This window comes from Denitratimonas tolerans (assembly GCF_037203605.1).
Taxonomy (GTDB): domain Bacteria; phylum Pseudomonadota; class Gammaproteobacteria; order Xanthomonadales; family Xanthomonadaceae; genus Denitratimonas; species Denitratimonas tolerans.
Genome location: NZ_JBBDHC010000025.1, coordinates 1 through 15,000, shown reverse-complemented (window position 1 = coordinate 15,000; position 15,000 = coordinate 1). Strand labels below are relative to the sequence as shown.

Genomic DNA, 15,000 nt, shown 5'->3' with positions numbered 1-15,000 from the left:
GATTCTTCGGCGCGTGCAGGACGGTGTCGAGAAGCCGCGCCCGAAGGTGCTGTTCGAACCGGGCGAGCTGGTGCGCGTGGTCGATGGTCCGTTCAACGACTTCAACGGCACGGTCGAGGAAGTCAACTACGACAAGAGCCGCCTGCGCGTGGCGGTACTGATTTTCGGGCGATCCACCCCGGTCGAGCTCGAGTTCGGCCAGGTGGAGAAGGCCTGAGGAAGGGCCGGGATTCGTGATTCGTGATTCGGGATTCGTGAAGCGCACCATCGCTCACCCAATCCCCAATCCCCAATCCCCAATCCCGAAACAAGCAACCAACGGGGAGCCATACCGGTGATCCACACCGCGCGGCGCTCGAACCCGAGGAGTCAACGAAATGGCAAAGAAAGTTGTCGGCTACATCAAGCTGCAGGTGAAGGCCGGTCAGGCCAATCCCAGCCCGCCCATCGGCCCCGCGCTGGGTCAGCGCGGCCTGAACATCATGGAGTTCTGCAAGGCGTTCAACGCCGCCACGCAGAAGCTCGAGCCCGGCCTGCCGATTCCGGTCGTGATCACGGCCTATTCCGATCGCAGCTTCACGTTCATCACCAAGACGCCGCCGGCGACGGTGCTGCTGAAGAAGGCGACGGGCGTCCAGTCCGGCTCCAAGCGCCCGAACACCGAGAAGGTGGGCAAGGTCACCCGCGCCCAGCTCGAAGAGATCGCCAAGGCCAAGGAGCCTGATCTCACCGCCGCGTCGCTGGACGCCGCCGTGCGCACGATCGCCGGCAGCGCGCGAAGCATGGGTCTGAACGTCGAGGGATAAGTCATGGCAAAGCTCAGCAAGCGTTTCAAGGCCCTCAACGCGACCGTCGTTCCGGGCAAGGCCTATCCTCTGGATGAGGCACTGAAGATTCTCAAGGACAACAGCAAGGTCAAGTTCGTCGAGGCCATCGACGTGGCCGTGCGCCTTGGCGTGGACGCCAAGAAGTCCGACCAGCAGGTGCGCGGCTCCACCGTGCTGCCGGCCGGTACCGGCAAGACCGTGCGCGTGGCGGTGTTCTGCCCGGCCGGTGCCAAGGCAGACGAGGCCCTGGCCGCCGGTGCCGACGTGGTCGGCATGGACGACCTGGCCGAGAAGATGCAGGCCGGTGACCTCAACTACGATGTGGTCATCGCCACGCCCGACGCCATGCGCGTGGTCGGCAAGCTCGGTACGGTTCTCGGCCCGCGCGGCCTGATGCCCAACCCGAAAGTCGGCACCGTGTCCGCCGACGCGGCCCAGGCGGTTCGCAATGCCAAGGCCGGTCAGGTGCGCTATCGCACCGACAAGGCCGGGATCATCCATTGCACCATCGGCAAGGCCAGCTTCGAAGTCGCCGCGCTCAAGGACAACCTGCACGCGCTCCTGTCCGACCTGGTCAAGGCCAAGCCGGCCACGGCCAAGGGCCAGTACCTGCAGAAGATTTCCCTGTCCAGCACCATGGGCAAGGGCGTCACGGTGGATCAGTCCAGCCTCGAGCTGGCCCGCTGATATCCGGTTTTTCCGGGGCGTCTGTCCAGCCCCGGCGTGTTTTGAAGGCCCCCGATGCGCGTGCATCGGGGCGCCGTCAAAGACCGCAGGCGCGAAATGCGGCTTCTTCGTTGGAGGCGCGTTCCGCTTAATCCGGCCACCCGGCCCGGCCTGCGCAGATGGTGTCACCTTCTGGAGTTTTTCTGGTTCGCGCAAGTCCTGGGACATCCCAGCTCTGGCTCACTCCAGGTCCAGTACGGCCACCAGGGAATGCCTTCCGGGCATTCCGGGCACCCACGGAAGGGTGCTGACGAGGACCGCACGCGGCAGGAGCCGCAAGCGGAGTTCACCAGGAGGAGTGTTATGGCTCTCAATCTGTCCCAGAAGAAGGAAGTCGTCGCCGAACTGGCCGACGTCGCCGCCACGGCCCACTCCCTGATCGCAGCCGAGTACGCGGGCACCACGGTCGAGCAGATGACCGCGATGCGCAAGAAGGCGCGTGAATCCGGCGTGTTTCTGAAAGTTGTCAAGAACACGCTGGCCACGCGCGCGGTGGCGGGTACCGAATTCGAGTGCGTCAAGGACGTACTGGTCGGTCCGCTGCTGTATGCGTTCTCGACCGAGGAGCCCGGCGCTGCCGGTCGCCTGATCAAGGAATTCGCCAAGGGCAACGACAAGCTGCAGCCCAAGGTTGTCGCCATGGGCGGCCAGCTCTACCCGGCCAGCCACGTCGAGGTGCTCGCCTCGTTGCCGACCCGCGAACAGGCGCTGGCGATGCTCGCCCGCGTGCTTGCGGAACCGGCCGCGATGTTCGCCCGCGCGATCAAGGCGGTTGCCGATCAGCAGGGCGGTGGCGAAGCAGCCCCCGCAGACGCTGTGGCCGAGACGGCGTAATCCATTTCGCGGTGGCATCCACCGCTCCACGATTCAACTCCAGAGGTAAATACCATGTCCCTTTCCAACGAGCAGATCGTCGAAGCCGTTGCCCAGAAGACCCTTCTTGAGGTGATGGAACTGGTCAAGGCGATCGAAGAGAAGTTTGGCGTTTCCGCCGCTGCCCCCGTCGCCGTGGCCGCTGGCCCGGTAGCTGCGGCTGCGGTCGAAGAGCAGACCGAGTTCACCGTCGTGCTGAAGTCCGCCGGCGAGAAGAAGGTCGACGTGATCAAGGCGGTTCGCGCGATTACCGGCCTGGGCCTGAAGGAAGCCAAGGACCTCACCGAGGCCGGTGGCGTCCTGAAGGAAGGCGTCAGCAAGGACGATGCGGCCAAGTTCAAGAAGGATCTTGAAGCCGCCGGCGCGACGGTCGAAGTCAAGTGATGCAGGCGGGCGCTCGCGCATCGCGCGAGCGCCCTTGCGGTTGCGTGATCCCGGCATGCTTCAGGCGGGTTCGCGCGCATACCGCGATGCGTCATCCCCGCGAAGGTGGGGATCCAGCCTTTGATTTTTGGTATCGCGTGATCGAAAAAGAAGCAAAAGCCACTGTATTCCCGCATTTGCAGGGATGACAGCAGCACGCCAAGGCTGGGGATGAATGTCCCCGGCCTTTGGCCGTTGTAGAAGCAAGAGTTCCAGAACCGTTCGAGTTGGCAGTCGGAAGTAGTGGGAGAAGGCGTGCTGGTGCCGGCAATACCAGCGACTTCCCACTGCCAGTTTGAGATTCCCCCGTTGGCCGCCCGCGGCCGCACATGACGAGGCGCACGCTCCATGACCACCGCCAAACAGTACTCGTTCACCGAAAAGAAGCGCATCCGCAAGGATTTCAGCAAGCGGCCCTCGATCCTCGGGGTTCCCTACCTGCTGGAGATCCAGGTCGACTCCTATCGCGAGTTCCTGCAGGAGCACCTGGCTCCCGCGCAGCGTCGCGAGCAGGGCCTGCATGCCGCGCTCAAGTCGGTATTCCCGATCACCAGCTACAGCGGCAACGCCGCGCTGGAGTACGCCAGCTACAAGCTGGGCGAGCCGCCGTTCGACGAGCGCGAGTGCCGCAACCGCGGCTTGAGCTACGGTGCCCCGCTGCGCGTGACCGTGCGCCTGGTCATCTACGACAAGGACAGCCCGGCCTCCAACAAGGCGATCAAGTACGTGAAGGAGCAGGAGGTCTACATGGGCGAAATGCCGCTCATGACCGACAACGGCACCTTCATCATCAACGGCACCGAGCGCGTCATCGTCTCCCAGCTGCACCGCTCCCCGGGCGTGTTCTTCGACCACGACCGCGGCAAGACGCACAGCTCCGGCAAGCTGCTCTACAGCGCCCGCATCATTCCCTACCGCGGCTCCTGGCTGGACTTCGAGTTCGATGCCAAGGACGCGCTGTTCACCCGCATCGATCGTCGCCGCAAGCTGCCGGTGACGGTGCTGCTGCGCGCGCTGGGCTACACCAACGAGGAAATGCTCGGCATCTTCCACGAGAGGAACGACTTCAACCTGCGCAAGGACGGTGCCGAACTGGCGCTGGTGGCCGAGCGCCTGCGCGGCGAGACCCTGAACTTCGACGTGGTGGCTGGCGGCAAGGTCATCGTCGAGTCGGGCAAGCGCATCACCGCGCGCCACGTCAAGCAGCTCGAGCAATCGGGGATCAAGGCTCTGGACGTGCCGGACGACTACCTGCTGGGCCGCATCCTGGCGCACGACGTCGTCGACAAGAAGACCGGCGAACTCATCATGCCGGCCAATGACGAGCTCACCGACGAGCACCTGGCCAAGCTGCGCAAGCACGGCATCACCGCGTTCAGCACGCTGTGGGTCAATGACCTCGACCGGATCCCGGCGCTGTCCAATACGCTGCGCATCGACCCGACCCGTACCCCGCTGGAGGCGTTGGTCGAAATCTACCGCATGATGCGGCCGGGCGAGCCGCCGACCAAGGAAGCGGCGCAGAACCTGTTCCAGAACCTGTTCTTCACGCTGGATCGCTACGATCTTTCGGCCGTGGGCCGGATGAAGTTCAACCGCCGCGTCGGCCGCACCGAGGTCGAGGGCCCGGGCGTGCTGGACAACGACGACATCCTGGCCGTGCTCAAGGTGCTCATCGAGATCCGCAACGGCAAGGGCATCGTCGACGACATCGACCACCTCGGCAACCGCCGCGTGCGTTCGGTCGGCGAGATGGCCGAAAACACCTTTCGCGTCGGGCTGGTGCGGGTCGAACGTGCGGTGCGCGAGCGCCTGTCGCTGGCCGAATCCGAGGGCTTGACGCCGCAGGAGCTGATCAACGCCAAACCCGTCGCCGCCGCGATCAAGGAGTTCTTCGGTTCCTCGCAGCTTTCGCAGTTCATGGACCAGAACAACCCGCTGTCGGAAGTCACCCACAAGCGCCGCGTCTCTGCGCTGGGGCCGGGCGGCCTGACCCGCGAGCGCGCCGGCTTCGAGGTGCGCGACGTGCACCCGACCCATTACGGCCGCGTCTGCACCATCGAAACGCCGGAAGGCCCGAACATCGGCCTGATCAACTCGCTGGCGGTCTACGCGCGCACCAACTCCTACGGTTTCCTGGAGACGCCCTACCGCAAGGTGGTCGACGGCAAGGTGACCGAGGAGATCGAGTACCTGTCCGCGATCGAAGAGGCCGGCTACCCGGTGGCGCAGGCCAACTCGCCGCTCACCGCGGACGGCGGGTTCGCCGAAGCCTTCGTTCCCTGCCGCTTCCAGGGCGAGTCGCTGCTCAAGGGGGCCAACGAGATCCGCTACATGGACGTCTCGCCGATGCAGACCGTCTCGGTCGCGGCGGCGCTGGTGCCCTTCATCGAGCACGACGACGCCAACCGCGCGCTGATGGGCGCGAACATGCAGCGCCAGGCGGTTCCGACCCTGCGCGCGCAGACGCCGCTGGTGGGCACCGGCATGGAGCGCTACGTGGCGCGCGACTCGGGCGTGAACTCCATCGCGCTGCGCGGCGGCGTGGTCGACCAGGTCGATGCGGGCCGCATCGTGGTGCGTGCGCACGAGGCCGAAGTCGGCGAGAACGACGCCGGCGTCGACATCTACACGCTCACCAAATACACCCGTTCCAACCAGAACACCTGCATCAACCAGCGTCCGCTGGTGAACGTGGGCGACGTGGTGGAGCGCGGCGACGTGCTGGCCGACGGTCCCTCCACCGATATCGGCGAGCTGGCGCTGGGCCAGAACATGCTGGTCGCCTTCATGCCCTGGAACGGCTACAACTTCGAGGACTCCATCCTCCTGTCCGAGCGCGTGGTCAAGGAAGACCGCTACACCACGATCCACATCGAGGAGCTGACCTGCGTCGCGCGCGACACCAAGCTCGGTCCCGAGGAAATCTCCGCCGACATCCCCAACGTCTCCGAGCAGGCGCTTGGGCGTCTGGACGAGTCGGGCGTGGTCTACATCGGTGCCGAAGTGCAGGCCGGCGACATCCTGGTGGGCAAGGTCACGCCCAAGGGCGAAGCCCAGCTCACGCCGGAAGAAAAGCTGCTGCGCGCGATCTTCGGCGAGAAGGCGTCCGACGTTAAGGACAGCTCGCTGCGCGTGCCGCCGGGCATGGACGGCACCGTCATCGACGTGCAGGTCTTCACCCGCGACGGCATCGAAAAGGACAAGCGCGCGCGCCAGATCGAGGAAATGGAGATCAAGCGCGTCAAGAAGGATTTCGACGACCAGTTCCGCATCCTGGAAGGGGCGATCTACGACCGCCTGCGCTCGCAGATCGTCGGCCGCATGGCCAACGGCGGCCCGGTCGGCCTGAAGAAGTCCGAAATCACCGAGGCCTATCTCGACGGGCTCAAGAAGGACGACTGGTTCTCGATCCGGATGAAGGACGAGGACGCGGCCGAGGCCATCGAGAGCGCCCAGAAGCAGATCGAAGCGCACAAGAAGGAATTCGAGAAGCGCTTTGCCGACAAGCGCGCCAAGATCACCCAGGGCGACGACCTTGCCCCGGGCGTGCTCAAGATGGTCAAGGTGTTCCTCGCGGTGAAACGCCGCATCCAGCCGGGCGACAAGATGGCCGGCCGGCACGGCAACAAGGGCGTAGTCTCGATGATCAAGCCGGTCGAGGACATGCCGTTCATGGCCGACGGCCGCTCGGTGGACATCGTGCTCAACCCGCTCGGCGTGCCCAGCCGCATGAACATCGGCCAGATCCTGGAAACCCACCTGGGCTGGGCCGCCAAGGGCCTGGGCGAGAAGATCCAGAAGATGCTCGATGCGCAGCGCAATGCGGCCGAGCTGCGTGCATTCCTCGACCAGATCTACAACCACGACGCCGCCGGCCGCGGCGAGCGCCGCGAGGAGTTGGGGGCGCTCAGCAACGACGACATCCAGGCGCTGGCGAAGAACCTCACCGCTGGCGTGCCGATGGCGACCCCGGTGTTCGACGGTGCCGACGAGGCCGAGATCAAGTCGATGCTGCGCCTGGCCGACCTGCCCGAGTCGGGGCAGACGACGCTGTACGACGGCCGCACCGGCGACGCCTTCGACCGCAAGGTGACGGTGGGCTACATGTACATGCTCAAGCTCAACCACCTGGTCGACGACAAGATGCACGCCCGCTCCACCGGCCCGTACTCGCTCGTCACCCAGCAGCCGCTGGGTGGCAAGGCGCAGTTCGGCGGCCAGCGCTTCGGCGAGATGGAAGTCTGGGCGCTGGAGGCCTACGGCGCGGCCTACACCCTGCAGGAAATGCTGACGGTGAAGTCCGATGACGTGCAGGGCCGCAACCAGATGTACAAGAACATCGTCGACGGCAACCACGAGATGACGGCCGGCATGCCCGAGTCGTTCAACGTGCTGGTCAAGGAAATCCGTTCGCTCGCGATCAACATCGAGTTGGAAGAGCACTGAGAGCCGGGATTGGGGATTGGCGATTGGGGATTCGCAAAAGCGACGTCCCGCAATCCCGCCAATCCCCGCTCTGACCAATCCCGAATCTCAAATCCCGAATCCCGGAGTTCAAAATGAAAGATTTGCTCAACCTCTTCAATCCCCAGCGCCAGGCGCTTGATTTCGACGGCATCCGCATTGGCCTGGCGCCGCCGGACATGATCCGCGGCTGGTCGTATGGCGAGGTGAAGAAGCCCGAGACGATCAACTACCGCACCTTCAAGCCCGAGCGCGACGGCCTGTTCTGCGCCGCCATCTTCGGGCCGATCAAGGACTACGAGTGCCTGTGCGGCAAGTACAAGCGCATGAAGCACCGCGGCGTGGTGTGCGAGAAGTGCGGCACCGAGGTGACCCTGGCCAAGGTGCGCCGCGAGCGCATGGGCCATATCGACCTGGCGACGCCGGTCGCGCACATCTGGTTCCTCAAGTCGCTGCCCTCGCGCATCGGCCTCATGCTCGACATGACGCTGCGCGACATCGAGCGCATCCTGTACTTCGAGGCCTACGTGGTGATCGATCCGGGCCTGACCCCGCTCGAGCGTGGCAATCTCCTGACCGAGGAGCAGTTCCTCCAGGCGGTGCAGGACCACGGCGACGAGTTCGACGCCAAGATGGGCGCCGAGGCGGTCTTCGACCTGCTCAAGAGCATCGACCTCAACGCCGAACTGATCCGGCTCAAGGAAGAAATCGCCGCGACCAACTCCGAGACCAAGCTCAAGCGCCTGTCCAAGCGCATCAAGCTGGTCGAGGCCTTCATCGAATCGGGCAACCGTCCCGAGTACATGGTGATGACGGTGCTGCCGGTGCTGCCGCCGGACCTGCGTCCGCTGGTGCCGCTGGACGGCGGCCGCTTCGCGACCTCCGACCTCAACGATTTGTACCGCCGCGTCATCAACCGCAACAACCGACTGCGCCGCCTGCTCGAACTCTCGGCACCGGACATCATCGTGCGCAACGAGAAGCGCATGCTGCAGGAATCGGTCGATGCGCTGATGGACAACGGTCGCCGCGGCCGCGCCATCACCGGCACCAACAAGCGTCCGCTCAAGTCGCTCGCCGACATGATCAAAGGCAAGCAGGGCCGCTTCCGCCAGAACCTGCTGGGCAAGCGCGTCGACTACTCCGGCCGTTCGGTCATCGTGGTCGGTCCGACGCTGCGACTGCACGAGTGCGGTCTGCCCAAGAAGATGGCGCTGGAACTGTTCAAGCCCTTCATCTTCTCCAAGCTGCAGCGCCGCGGTCTGGCGACCACCATCAAGGCCGCCAAGAAGCTGGTCGAGCGTGAAGAGGCGGATGTCTGGGACATTTTGGAAGAGGTGATCCGCGAGCATCCGGTGCTGCTCAACCGCGCCCCGACCCTGCATCGCCTGGGCATCCAGGCGTTCGAACCGGTGCTGGTGGAAGGCAAGGCCATCCAGCTGCATCCGCTGGTCTGCACCGCGTTCAACGCCGACTTCGACGGCGACCAGATGGCCGTGCATGTGCCGCTCTCGCTGGAAGCCCAGCTCGAAGCGCGCGCCCTGATGATGTCGTCCAACAACATCCTCAGCCCCGCCAACGGCGATCCGATCATCGTGCCTTCGCAGGACGTGGTGCTTGGCCTGTACTACATGACCCGCGAACTGGTGAACAAGAAGGGCGAGGGCATGGTCTTCGCCAACCTGTCCGAGGTGAAGCGCGCCTATGACAACAAGGCCGCCGAACTGCACGCCAGGATCCGCGTGCGCATCCCGCACTCGGAATTCGACGAGCGCGGCGAAGTCATCACCAAGACCTCGATCGTGGACACCACGGTCGGACGCGCCCTGCTGGCCGAGATCCTGCCGGAGGGTCTGCCGTTCGATCTGGTCAACACCGAGCTCAAGAAGAAGGCGATCAGCGGTCTCATCAACGAGTGCTACCGCCGCCTGGGTCTGAAGGAAACCGTCATCTTCGCCGACAAGCTGATGTACACCGGCTTCCGCTACGCGACCCGCGCCGGCGTCTCGATCGGCATCGACGACATGCTGATCCCGGACGAGAAGAAGGACATCCTGGCCGAGGCCGAGCAGGAGGTTCTCGAGATCCAGCAGCAGTACGCCTCGGGCCTGGTGACCGCCGGCGAGCGCTACAACAAGGTGGTCGACATCTGGTCACGCACCAACGAGCTCATCGCCGCGGCGATGATGAAGGGCATCGGTACCGAGCCGGCCAAGGACCGGGACGGCAAGGAGATCGACCAGAAGTCGATGAACTCGCTGTTCATCATGGCCGACTCCGGCGCGCGCGGTTCGGCGGCGCAGATTCGCCAGCTGGCCGGCATGCGCGGCCTGATGGCCAAGCCGGACGGTTCGATCATCGAGACTCCGATCATCGCGAACTTCCGCGAAGGCCTGGACGTCCAGCAGTACTTCAACTCGACCCACGGCGCGCGCAAGGGCCTGGCCGACACCGCGCTCAAGACCGCGAACTCCGGCTACCTCACCCGTCGCCTGGTGGACGTGGCGCAGGATGTGGTCATCACCGACCATGACTGCGGCACGCACAACGGACTCACCATGACGCCGATCGTGGAAGGCAGCGACATCGTCGAACCGCTGCGAGACCGCGTGCTCGGTCGCGTCGCGGCCGAAGACGTCTACGCGCCGGGCAACGACGAGGATCCGATCGTCACCCGCAACACCCTGCTCGACGAGCGTCTGGTGTTGCGTCTGGAAGATGCCGGCGTGCAGTCCATCAAGGTGCGTTCCACGATCACCTGCGATGCGCGCTTTGGCGTGTGCGCGCTGTGCTACGGCCGCGATCTGGCGCGTGGCCACCTGGTCAACAAGGGCGAGGCCGTGGGCGTCATCGCGGCGCAGTCGATCGGTGAGCCGGGTACCCAGCTCACCATGCGCACCTTCCACATCGGCGGTGCCGCATCGCGCGCGGCGGCGGTCGACACCATCAAGGTGAAGACCACCGGTACGGTCAAGTTCACCAACCTGAAGACCGTCCATCACGCCAATGGCCACCTGGTGGCGGTGTCGCGCTCGGGCGAAATCTCCGTGCTCGATGCCCAGGGCCGCGAGCGCGAGCGCTACAAGCTCAAGTACGGCACCGTGCTGGGGGTCAAGGACGGCGATGCGGTCACCAACGGCCAGGTCGTGGCGAACTGGGATCCGCACAACCACCCCATCGTGTCCGAAGTGTCCGGCTTCATGCGCTTCATCGACTTCGTCGAGGGCGTGACCGTGATCGAGAAGATCGACGAGCTGACCGGTCTGGCCAGCGTCGAGATCACCGATCCGAAGCGTCGTGGCTCCACCGGCAAGGATCTGCGTCCGATCGTGCGCATCGTCGATGCGGGCGGGCAGGACATCAACATCCCGGGCACCGATCTTCCGGCCCAGTACCTGCTGCCGCCGCGCGCCGTGCTCACCCTGCAGAACGGTGCGCCCGTGGGCGTGGGTGACGTGGTCGCGCGCATTCCGCAGGAGGCCTCCAAGACCCGCGACATCACCGGCGGCCTGCCGCGCGTGGCCGACCTGTTCGAGGCGCGCAAGCCCAAGGATCCGGCGATCCTGGCCGAGCGTTCGGGCGTGGTCAGCTTCGGCAAGGACACCAAGGGCAAGCAGCGCCTCATCATCACCGATGCCGACGGCAACGAGCACGAGGAGCTGATTCCCAAATACCGCAAGATCGAGGTGTTCGAGGGCGAGCACGTCACCCGCGGCGACATGATCGTCGACGGCGAGCCCAACCCGCAGGACATCCTGCGTCTGCTGGGCGTGAGCCAGCTGGCGGCCTACCTGACCAAGGAAATCCAGGACGTTTACCGCCTGCAGGGCGTGAAGATCAACGACAAGCACATCGAGACGATCATTCGCCAGATGCTGCGCAAGGTCGAAGTGGTCGAGCCGGGCGATACCACCTACCTGCGCGGCGAACAGGCCGAGCGCCTGCGCCTGATCGAGGACAACGCCAAGATCGAGGGGCGCGGCGAGATGCCGGCCACCTTCGATCCGGTGCTGCTGGGTATCACCAAGGCCTCGCTGGCGACCGAGTCGTTCATTTCCGCCGCCTCGTTCCAGGAGACGACGCGCGTGCTGACCGAGGCCGCGGTGCGCGGTACCCGGGACGGATTGCGCGGGCTGAAGGAAAATGTTATTGTTGGTCGCTTGATCCCGGCCGGAACGGGGCTTGCCTATCACAGCAAGCGTCGCGCGGCCGAGCAGTTGAGCGAATCCGATCTGGAAGCACTGCGCGCAGCCCCGGTTGATGCTTCCGAGGCGGCGGACGAATCGTCCGGATCGTGAGGCGTTCGCCGGGAGGGATCCCGGTTCGACATAGCGAAAAGAGGCGCAGGATGCGCCTCGTGTTCGGGCAACGGATTGCCGCCAGCATGTGCCGTCACGCGTTGACGGCGTCTGCTTGCACGAATTATACTTCCCTGTCTCGGTGGGCCGGTTTCGGTCCGCCCTCTGTTTCGTACAAGGTTTACCGCTAATGGCGACGATCAATCAGCTGCTGCGCAAGCCGCGCAGCCCCAAGACCTACAAGAGCGCCTCGCCGGCGCTGGCAGAGTGCCCGCAGCGTCGCGGCGTCTGCACGCGTGTCTACACCACCACGCCCAAGAAGCCGAACTCGGCGCTGCGCAAGGTGGCCAAGGTTCGTCTGACCAACGGCTTCGAGGTCATCAGCTACATCGGTGGCGAAGGCCACAACCTCCAGGAGCACTCGGTCGTGCTGATCCGCGGTGGCCGCGTCAAGGATCTGCCGGGCGTGCGCTATCACACCGTGCGCGGCTCGCTGGATGCGTCCGGCGTCGCCAAGCGCAAGCAGGGCCGCTCCAAGTACGGTGCCAAGCGCCCGAAGTGAGTCCGCCCGGCCGCCGGAGCCGGCGGCTTCAGCAACGCCGTTTCATCGCAAGTTCTTTCCAAATTCAGGTGCGCACATGTCCCGTAAAGGTTCGCCCGGTACTCGCTCGATCTTGTCCGACCCCAAGCACGACAGCCAGACCATCGCCCGCTTCATCAACATGGTGATGAAGAGCGGCAAGAAGTCGGTTGCCGAGAAGATCGTCTATGGCGCGATGGATGCCATCGGCGAGAAGAACGCCAATCCGCTGGAGCTGGTCGAGAAGGCTCTGGGCAACGTGGCTCCCGCGGTCGAGGTCAAGTCCCGCCGCGTGGGTGGTGCCACCTACCAGGTTCCCGTTGAGGTCCGTTCCAGCCGTCGCGTCGCCCTGGCGATGCGCTGGGTGATCGAGTCCGCGCGCAAGCGCGGTGAAAACTCGATGCCCCGCAAGCTGGCCGGCGAGTTGCTGGATGCGGCGGAAAGCCGTGGTGGCGCGATCAAGAAGCGCGAAGAAACCCACCGCATGGCCGAGGCGAACAAGGCGTTCGCTCACTACCGCTGGTAATTCGAGGTACTTCCCGTGGCACGCAATACCCCAATCGAGCGCTATCGCAACTTCGGCATCATGGCCCACATCGATGCCGGCAAGACCACCACGTCCGAGCGCATCCTGTTCTACACCGGCAAGAGCCACAAGCTCGGCGAGGTGCATGACGGTGCAGCCACCATGGACTGGATGGAGCAGGAGCAGGAGCGTGGCATCACGATCCAGTCCGCGGCCACCACCGCGTTCTGGACGGGCATGGACAAGTCCCTGCCGCAGCACCGCTTCAACATCATCGACACCCCCGGGCACGTCGACTTCACCATCGAGGTCGAGCGTTCGCTGCGCGTGCTCGATGGTGCCGTGTTCGTGCTGTGCGCCGTCGGTGGCGTGCAGCCGCAGTCCGAGACGGTGTGGCGCCAGGCCAACAAGTACCACGTGCCGCGCATCGCGTTCGTCAACAAGATGGACCGCACCGGCGCAAACTTCCTCAAGGTGCGCGACCAGCTCAAGTCCCGTTTGGGCGCTGCGCCGGTGCCGATGCAGGTGCCGATCGGTGCCGAGGACGGCTTCGAGGGCGTGATCGACCTCATCAAGATGAAGGCGATCCACTGGGATTCCGCTTCGCAGGGTCTCAGCTTCGAGTACCGCGACATCCCGGCGAACCTCAAGGAGCAGGCCGACGAGGCGCGTGCCTTCATGGTCGAGTCGGCTGCCGAGGCCAGTGAAGAGCTGATGGACAAGTACCTCGAAGGCGGTGAGCTGAGCGAGGCCGAGATCATCGCCGGCCTGCGCGCGCGCACGCTGAAGACCGAGATTGTCCCGATGTTCTGCGGTACCGCGTTCAAGAACAAGGGCGTCCAGGCCATGCTCGATGGCGTGGTGCAGCTGCTCCCCTCGCCGGTCGACGTGCCGGCGATCAACGGCACCGACATCGACGACGAGACCAAGGTGCTGACGCGCGAATCCTCGGACAAGGCGCCGTTCTCGGCGCTCGCGTTCAAGATCATGACCGATCCGTTCGTGGGCTCGCTGACCTTCTTCCGCGTCTATTCCGGCATCCTCAACGCTGGCGACCAGGTGCTCAACTCGGTCAAGGGCAAGAAGGAGCGCATCGGCCGCGTGCTGCAGATGCACTCCAACAACCGCGAAGAAATCAAGGAAGTGCTGGCGGGCGACATCGCCGCCGCGGTGGGCCTCAAGGACGTCACCACCGGCGACACGCTGTGCGCGCTGGACGCGCCGATCATCCTGGAGCGCATGAGCTTCCCCGAGCCCGTCATCTCGATGGCGGTGGAGCCCAAGACCAAGGTCGACCAGGAAAAGATGGGTCTGGCGCTGGGCCGCCTGGCGCAGGAAGATCCGAGCTTCCGCGTGCGCACCGACGAGGAATCCGGCCAGACCATCATCGCCGGCATGGGTGAGCTGCATCTGGACATCATCGTCGACCGCATGAAGCGCGAGTTCAACGTCGAGGCCAACGTCGGCAAGCCGCAGGTCGCGTACCGCGAAACCATCCGCAAGCCGATCAAGCAGGAAGGCAAGTTCGTTCGCCAGTCCGGTGGTCGCGGCCAGTACGGTCACATCGTGATCGAGATGGAGCCGCAGGAGCGCGGTACCGGCTACCTGTTCGAGAGTGCCATCGTCGGCGGCGTGGTCCCGAAGGAATACGTCACTGCGTCCGACAAGGGTATCCAGGAGGCGATGCAGAACGGTCCGCTGGCCGGCTACCCGGTGGTGGACATCAAGGTGCGTGCCGTGGATGGCTCCTACCACGACGTCGACTCCAACGAAATGGCGTTCAAGATCGCCGGCTCGATGGCCTTCAAGGAAGGTTTCGCCAAGGCCAGCCCGGTGCTGCTCGAGCCGATCATGAAGGTCGAGATCGTCACGCCCGAGGACTACATGGGCGACGTGATGGGCGACATCAGCCGGCGTCGCGGCGTGCTGCAGGGTTCCGACGATTCGCCGTCGGGCAAGCTGATCAACGCCATGGTCCCGCTGGGCGAGATGTTCGGCTATGCCACGAGCCTGCGCTCGATGACCCAGGGCAGGGCCACCTTCACGATGGAATTCGACCACTACGCTGACGCGCCGGCCAACATCGCCGAGCAGGTCATCAAGAAATCGTGATTCGACATGCGTGATCCGTGATTCGGAAGAGTCGCGAATCACGGCCTGCACCAATCACCAACCAACAATCTCAAGTTCAGGGTAAAAGACAATGGCCAAGGGTAAGTTCGAACGCACCAAGCCCCACGTGAACGTGGGCACGATCGGTCACGTGGACCACGGCAAGAC

At 64.7% G+C, this 15,000-nt stretch carries 10 protein-coding genes (1 of these 10 only partly in view); all 10 read left to right on the top strand.

Translation table 11 applies throughout. The features are described 5' to 3' along the window. A protein-coding gene (gene nusG, locus WB794_RS13095) for a transcription termination/antitermination protein NusG (protein WP_337336306.1) crosses the window boundary here: on the top strand, window positions 1-217 show its end. 344 nt of this gene lie to the left of the window's left edge; only the last 217 of its 561 coding nucleotides appear in the window; the start codon falls outside the window, past its left edge; it ends in the stop codon at window positions 215-217. A gap of 160 nt (window positions 218-377) precedes the next feature. Beyond that, on the top strand, window positions 378-806 hold the full coding sequence (rplK, locus tag WB794_RS13090; protein ID WP_337336305.1) for a 50S ribosomal protein L11: 429 nt from the start codon (window positions 378-380) through the stop codon (window positions 804-806). A 3-nt stretch (window positions 807-809) separates the two neighbouring features. Next, window positions 810-1,514, top strand: a complete 705-nt coding sequence (gene rplA, locus WB794_RS13085; protein ID WP_337336304.1) for a 50S ribosomal protein L1 — start codon at window positions 810-812, stop codon at window positions 1,512-1,514. Between the two features lie 342 nt (window positions 1,515-1,856). Beyond that, complete coding sequence (gene rplJ, locus WB794_RS13080) at window positions 1,857-2,387, top strand: 50S ribosomal protein L10 (protein WP_337336303.1); 531 nt, start codon at window positions 1,857-1,859, stop codon at window positions 2,385-2,387. Window positions 2,388-2,441: 54 nt separating this feature from the next. After that, a complete protein-coding gene (rplL, locus tag WB794_RS13075) occupies window positions 2,442-2,810 on the top strand; it encodes a 50S ribosomal protein L7/L12 (RefSeq protein ID WP_337336302.1) in 369 nt (122 codons plus the stop codon). 387 nt (window positions 2,811-3,197) lie between these two features. Next, window positions 3,198-7,298, top strand: a complete 4,101-nt coding sequence (gene rpoB, locus WB794_RS13070; RefSeq protein WP_337336301.1) for a DNA-directed RNA polymerase subunit beta — start codon at window positions 3,198-3,200, stop codon at window positions 7,296-7,298. Between the two features lie 113 nt (window positions 7,299-7,411). After that, the gene (gene rpoC, locus WB794_RS13065; protein WP_337336300.1) at window positions 7,412-11,614 is read left to right on the top strand and encodes a DNA-directed RNA polymerase subunit beta'; all 4,203 of its coding nucleotides are present in this window, start codon (window positions 7,412-7,414) and stop codon (window positions 11,612-11,614) included. A gap of 190 nt (window positions 11,615-11,804) precedes the next feature. Further along, window positions 11,805-12,176 (top strand): 30S ribosomal protein S12, encoded by a 372-nt coding sequence (gene rpsL / locus WB794_RS13060; RefSeq protein WP_337336299.1) that lies wholly within the window; start codon window positions 11,805-11,807, stop codon window positions 12,174-12,176. A 76-nt stretch (window positions 12,177-12,252) separates the two neighbouring features. Beyond that, on the top strand, window positions 12,253-12,720 hold the full coding sequence (gene rpsG, locus WB794_RS13055) for a 30S ribosomal protein S7 (protein ID WP_337336298.1): 468 nt from the start codon (window positions 12,253-12,255) through the stop codon (window positions 12,718-12,720). 15 nt (window positions 12,721-12,735) lie between these two features. Continuing rightward, window positions 12,736-14,832: an elongation factor G gene (fusA, locus tag WB794_RS13050; RefSeq protein ID WP_337336297.1), complete on the top strand. Its 2,097-nt coding sequence runs from the start codon at window positions 12,736-12,738 to the stop codon at window positions 14,830-14,832. Window positions 14,833-15,000 lie beyond the last annotated feature (168 nt).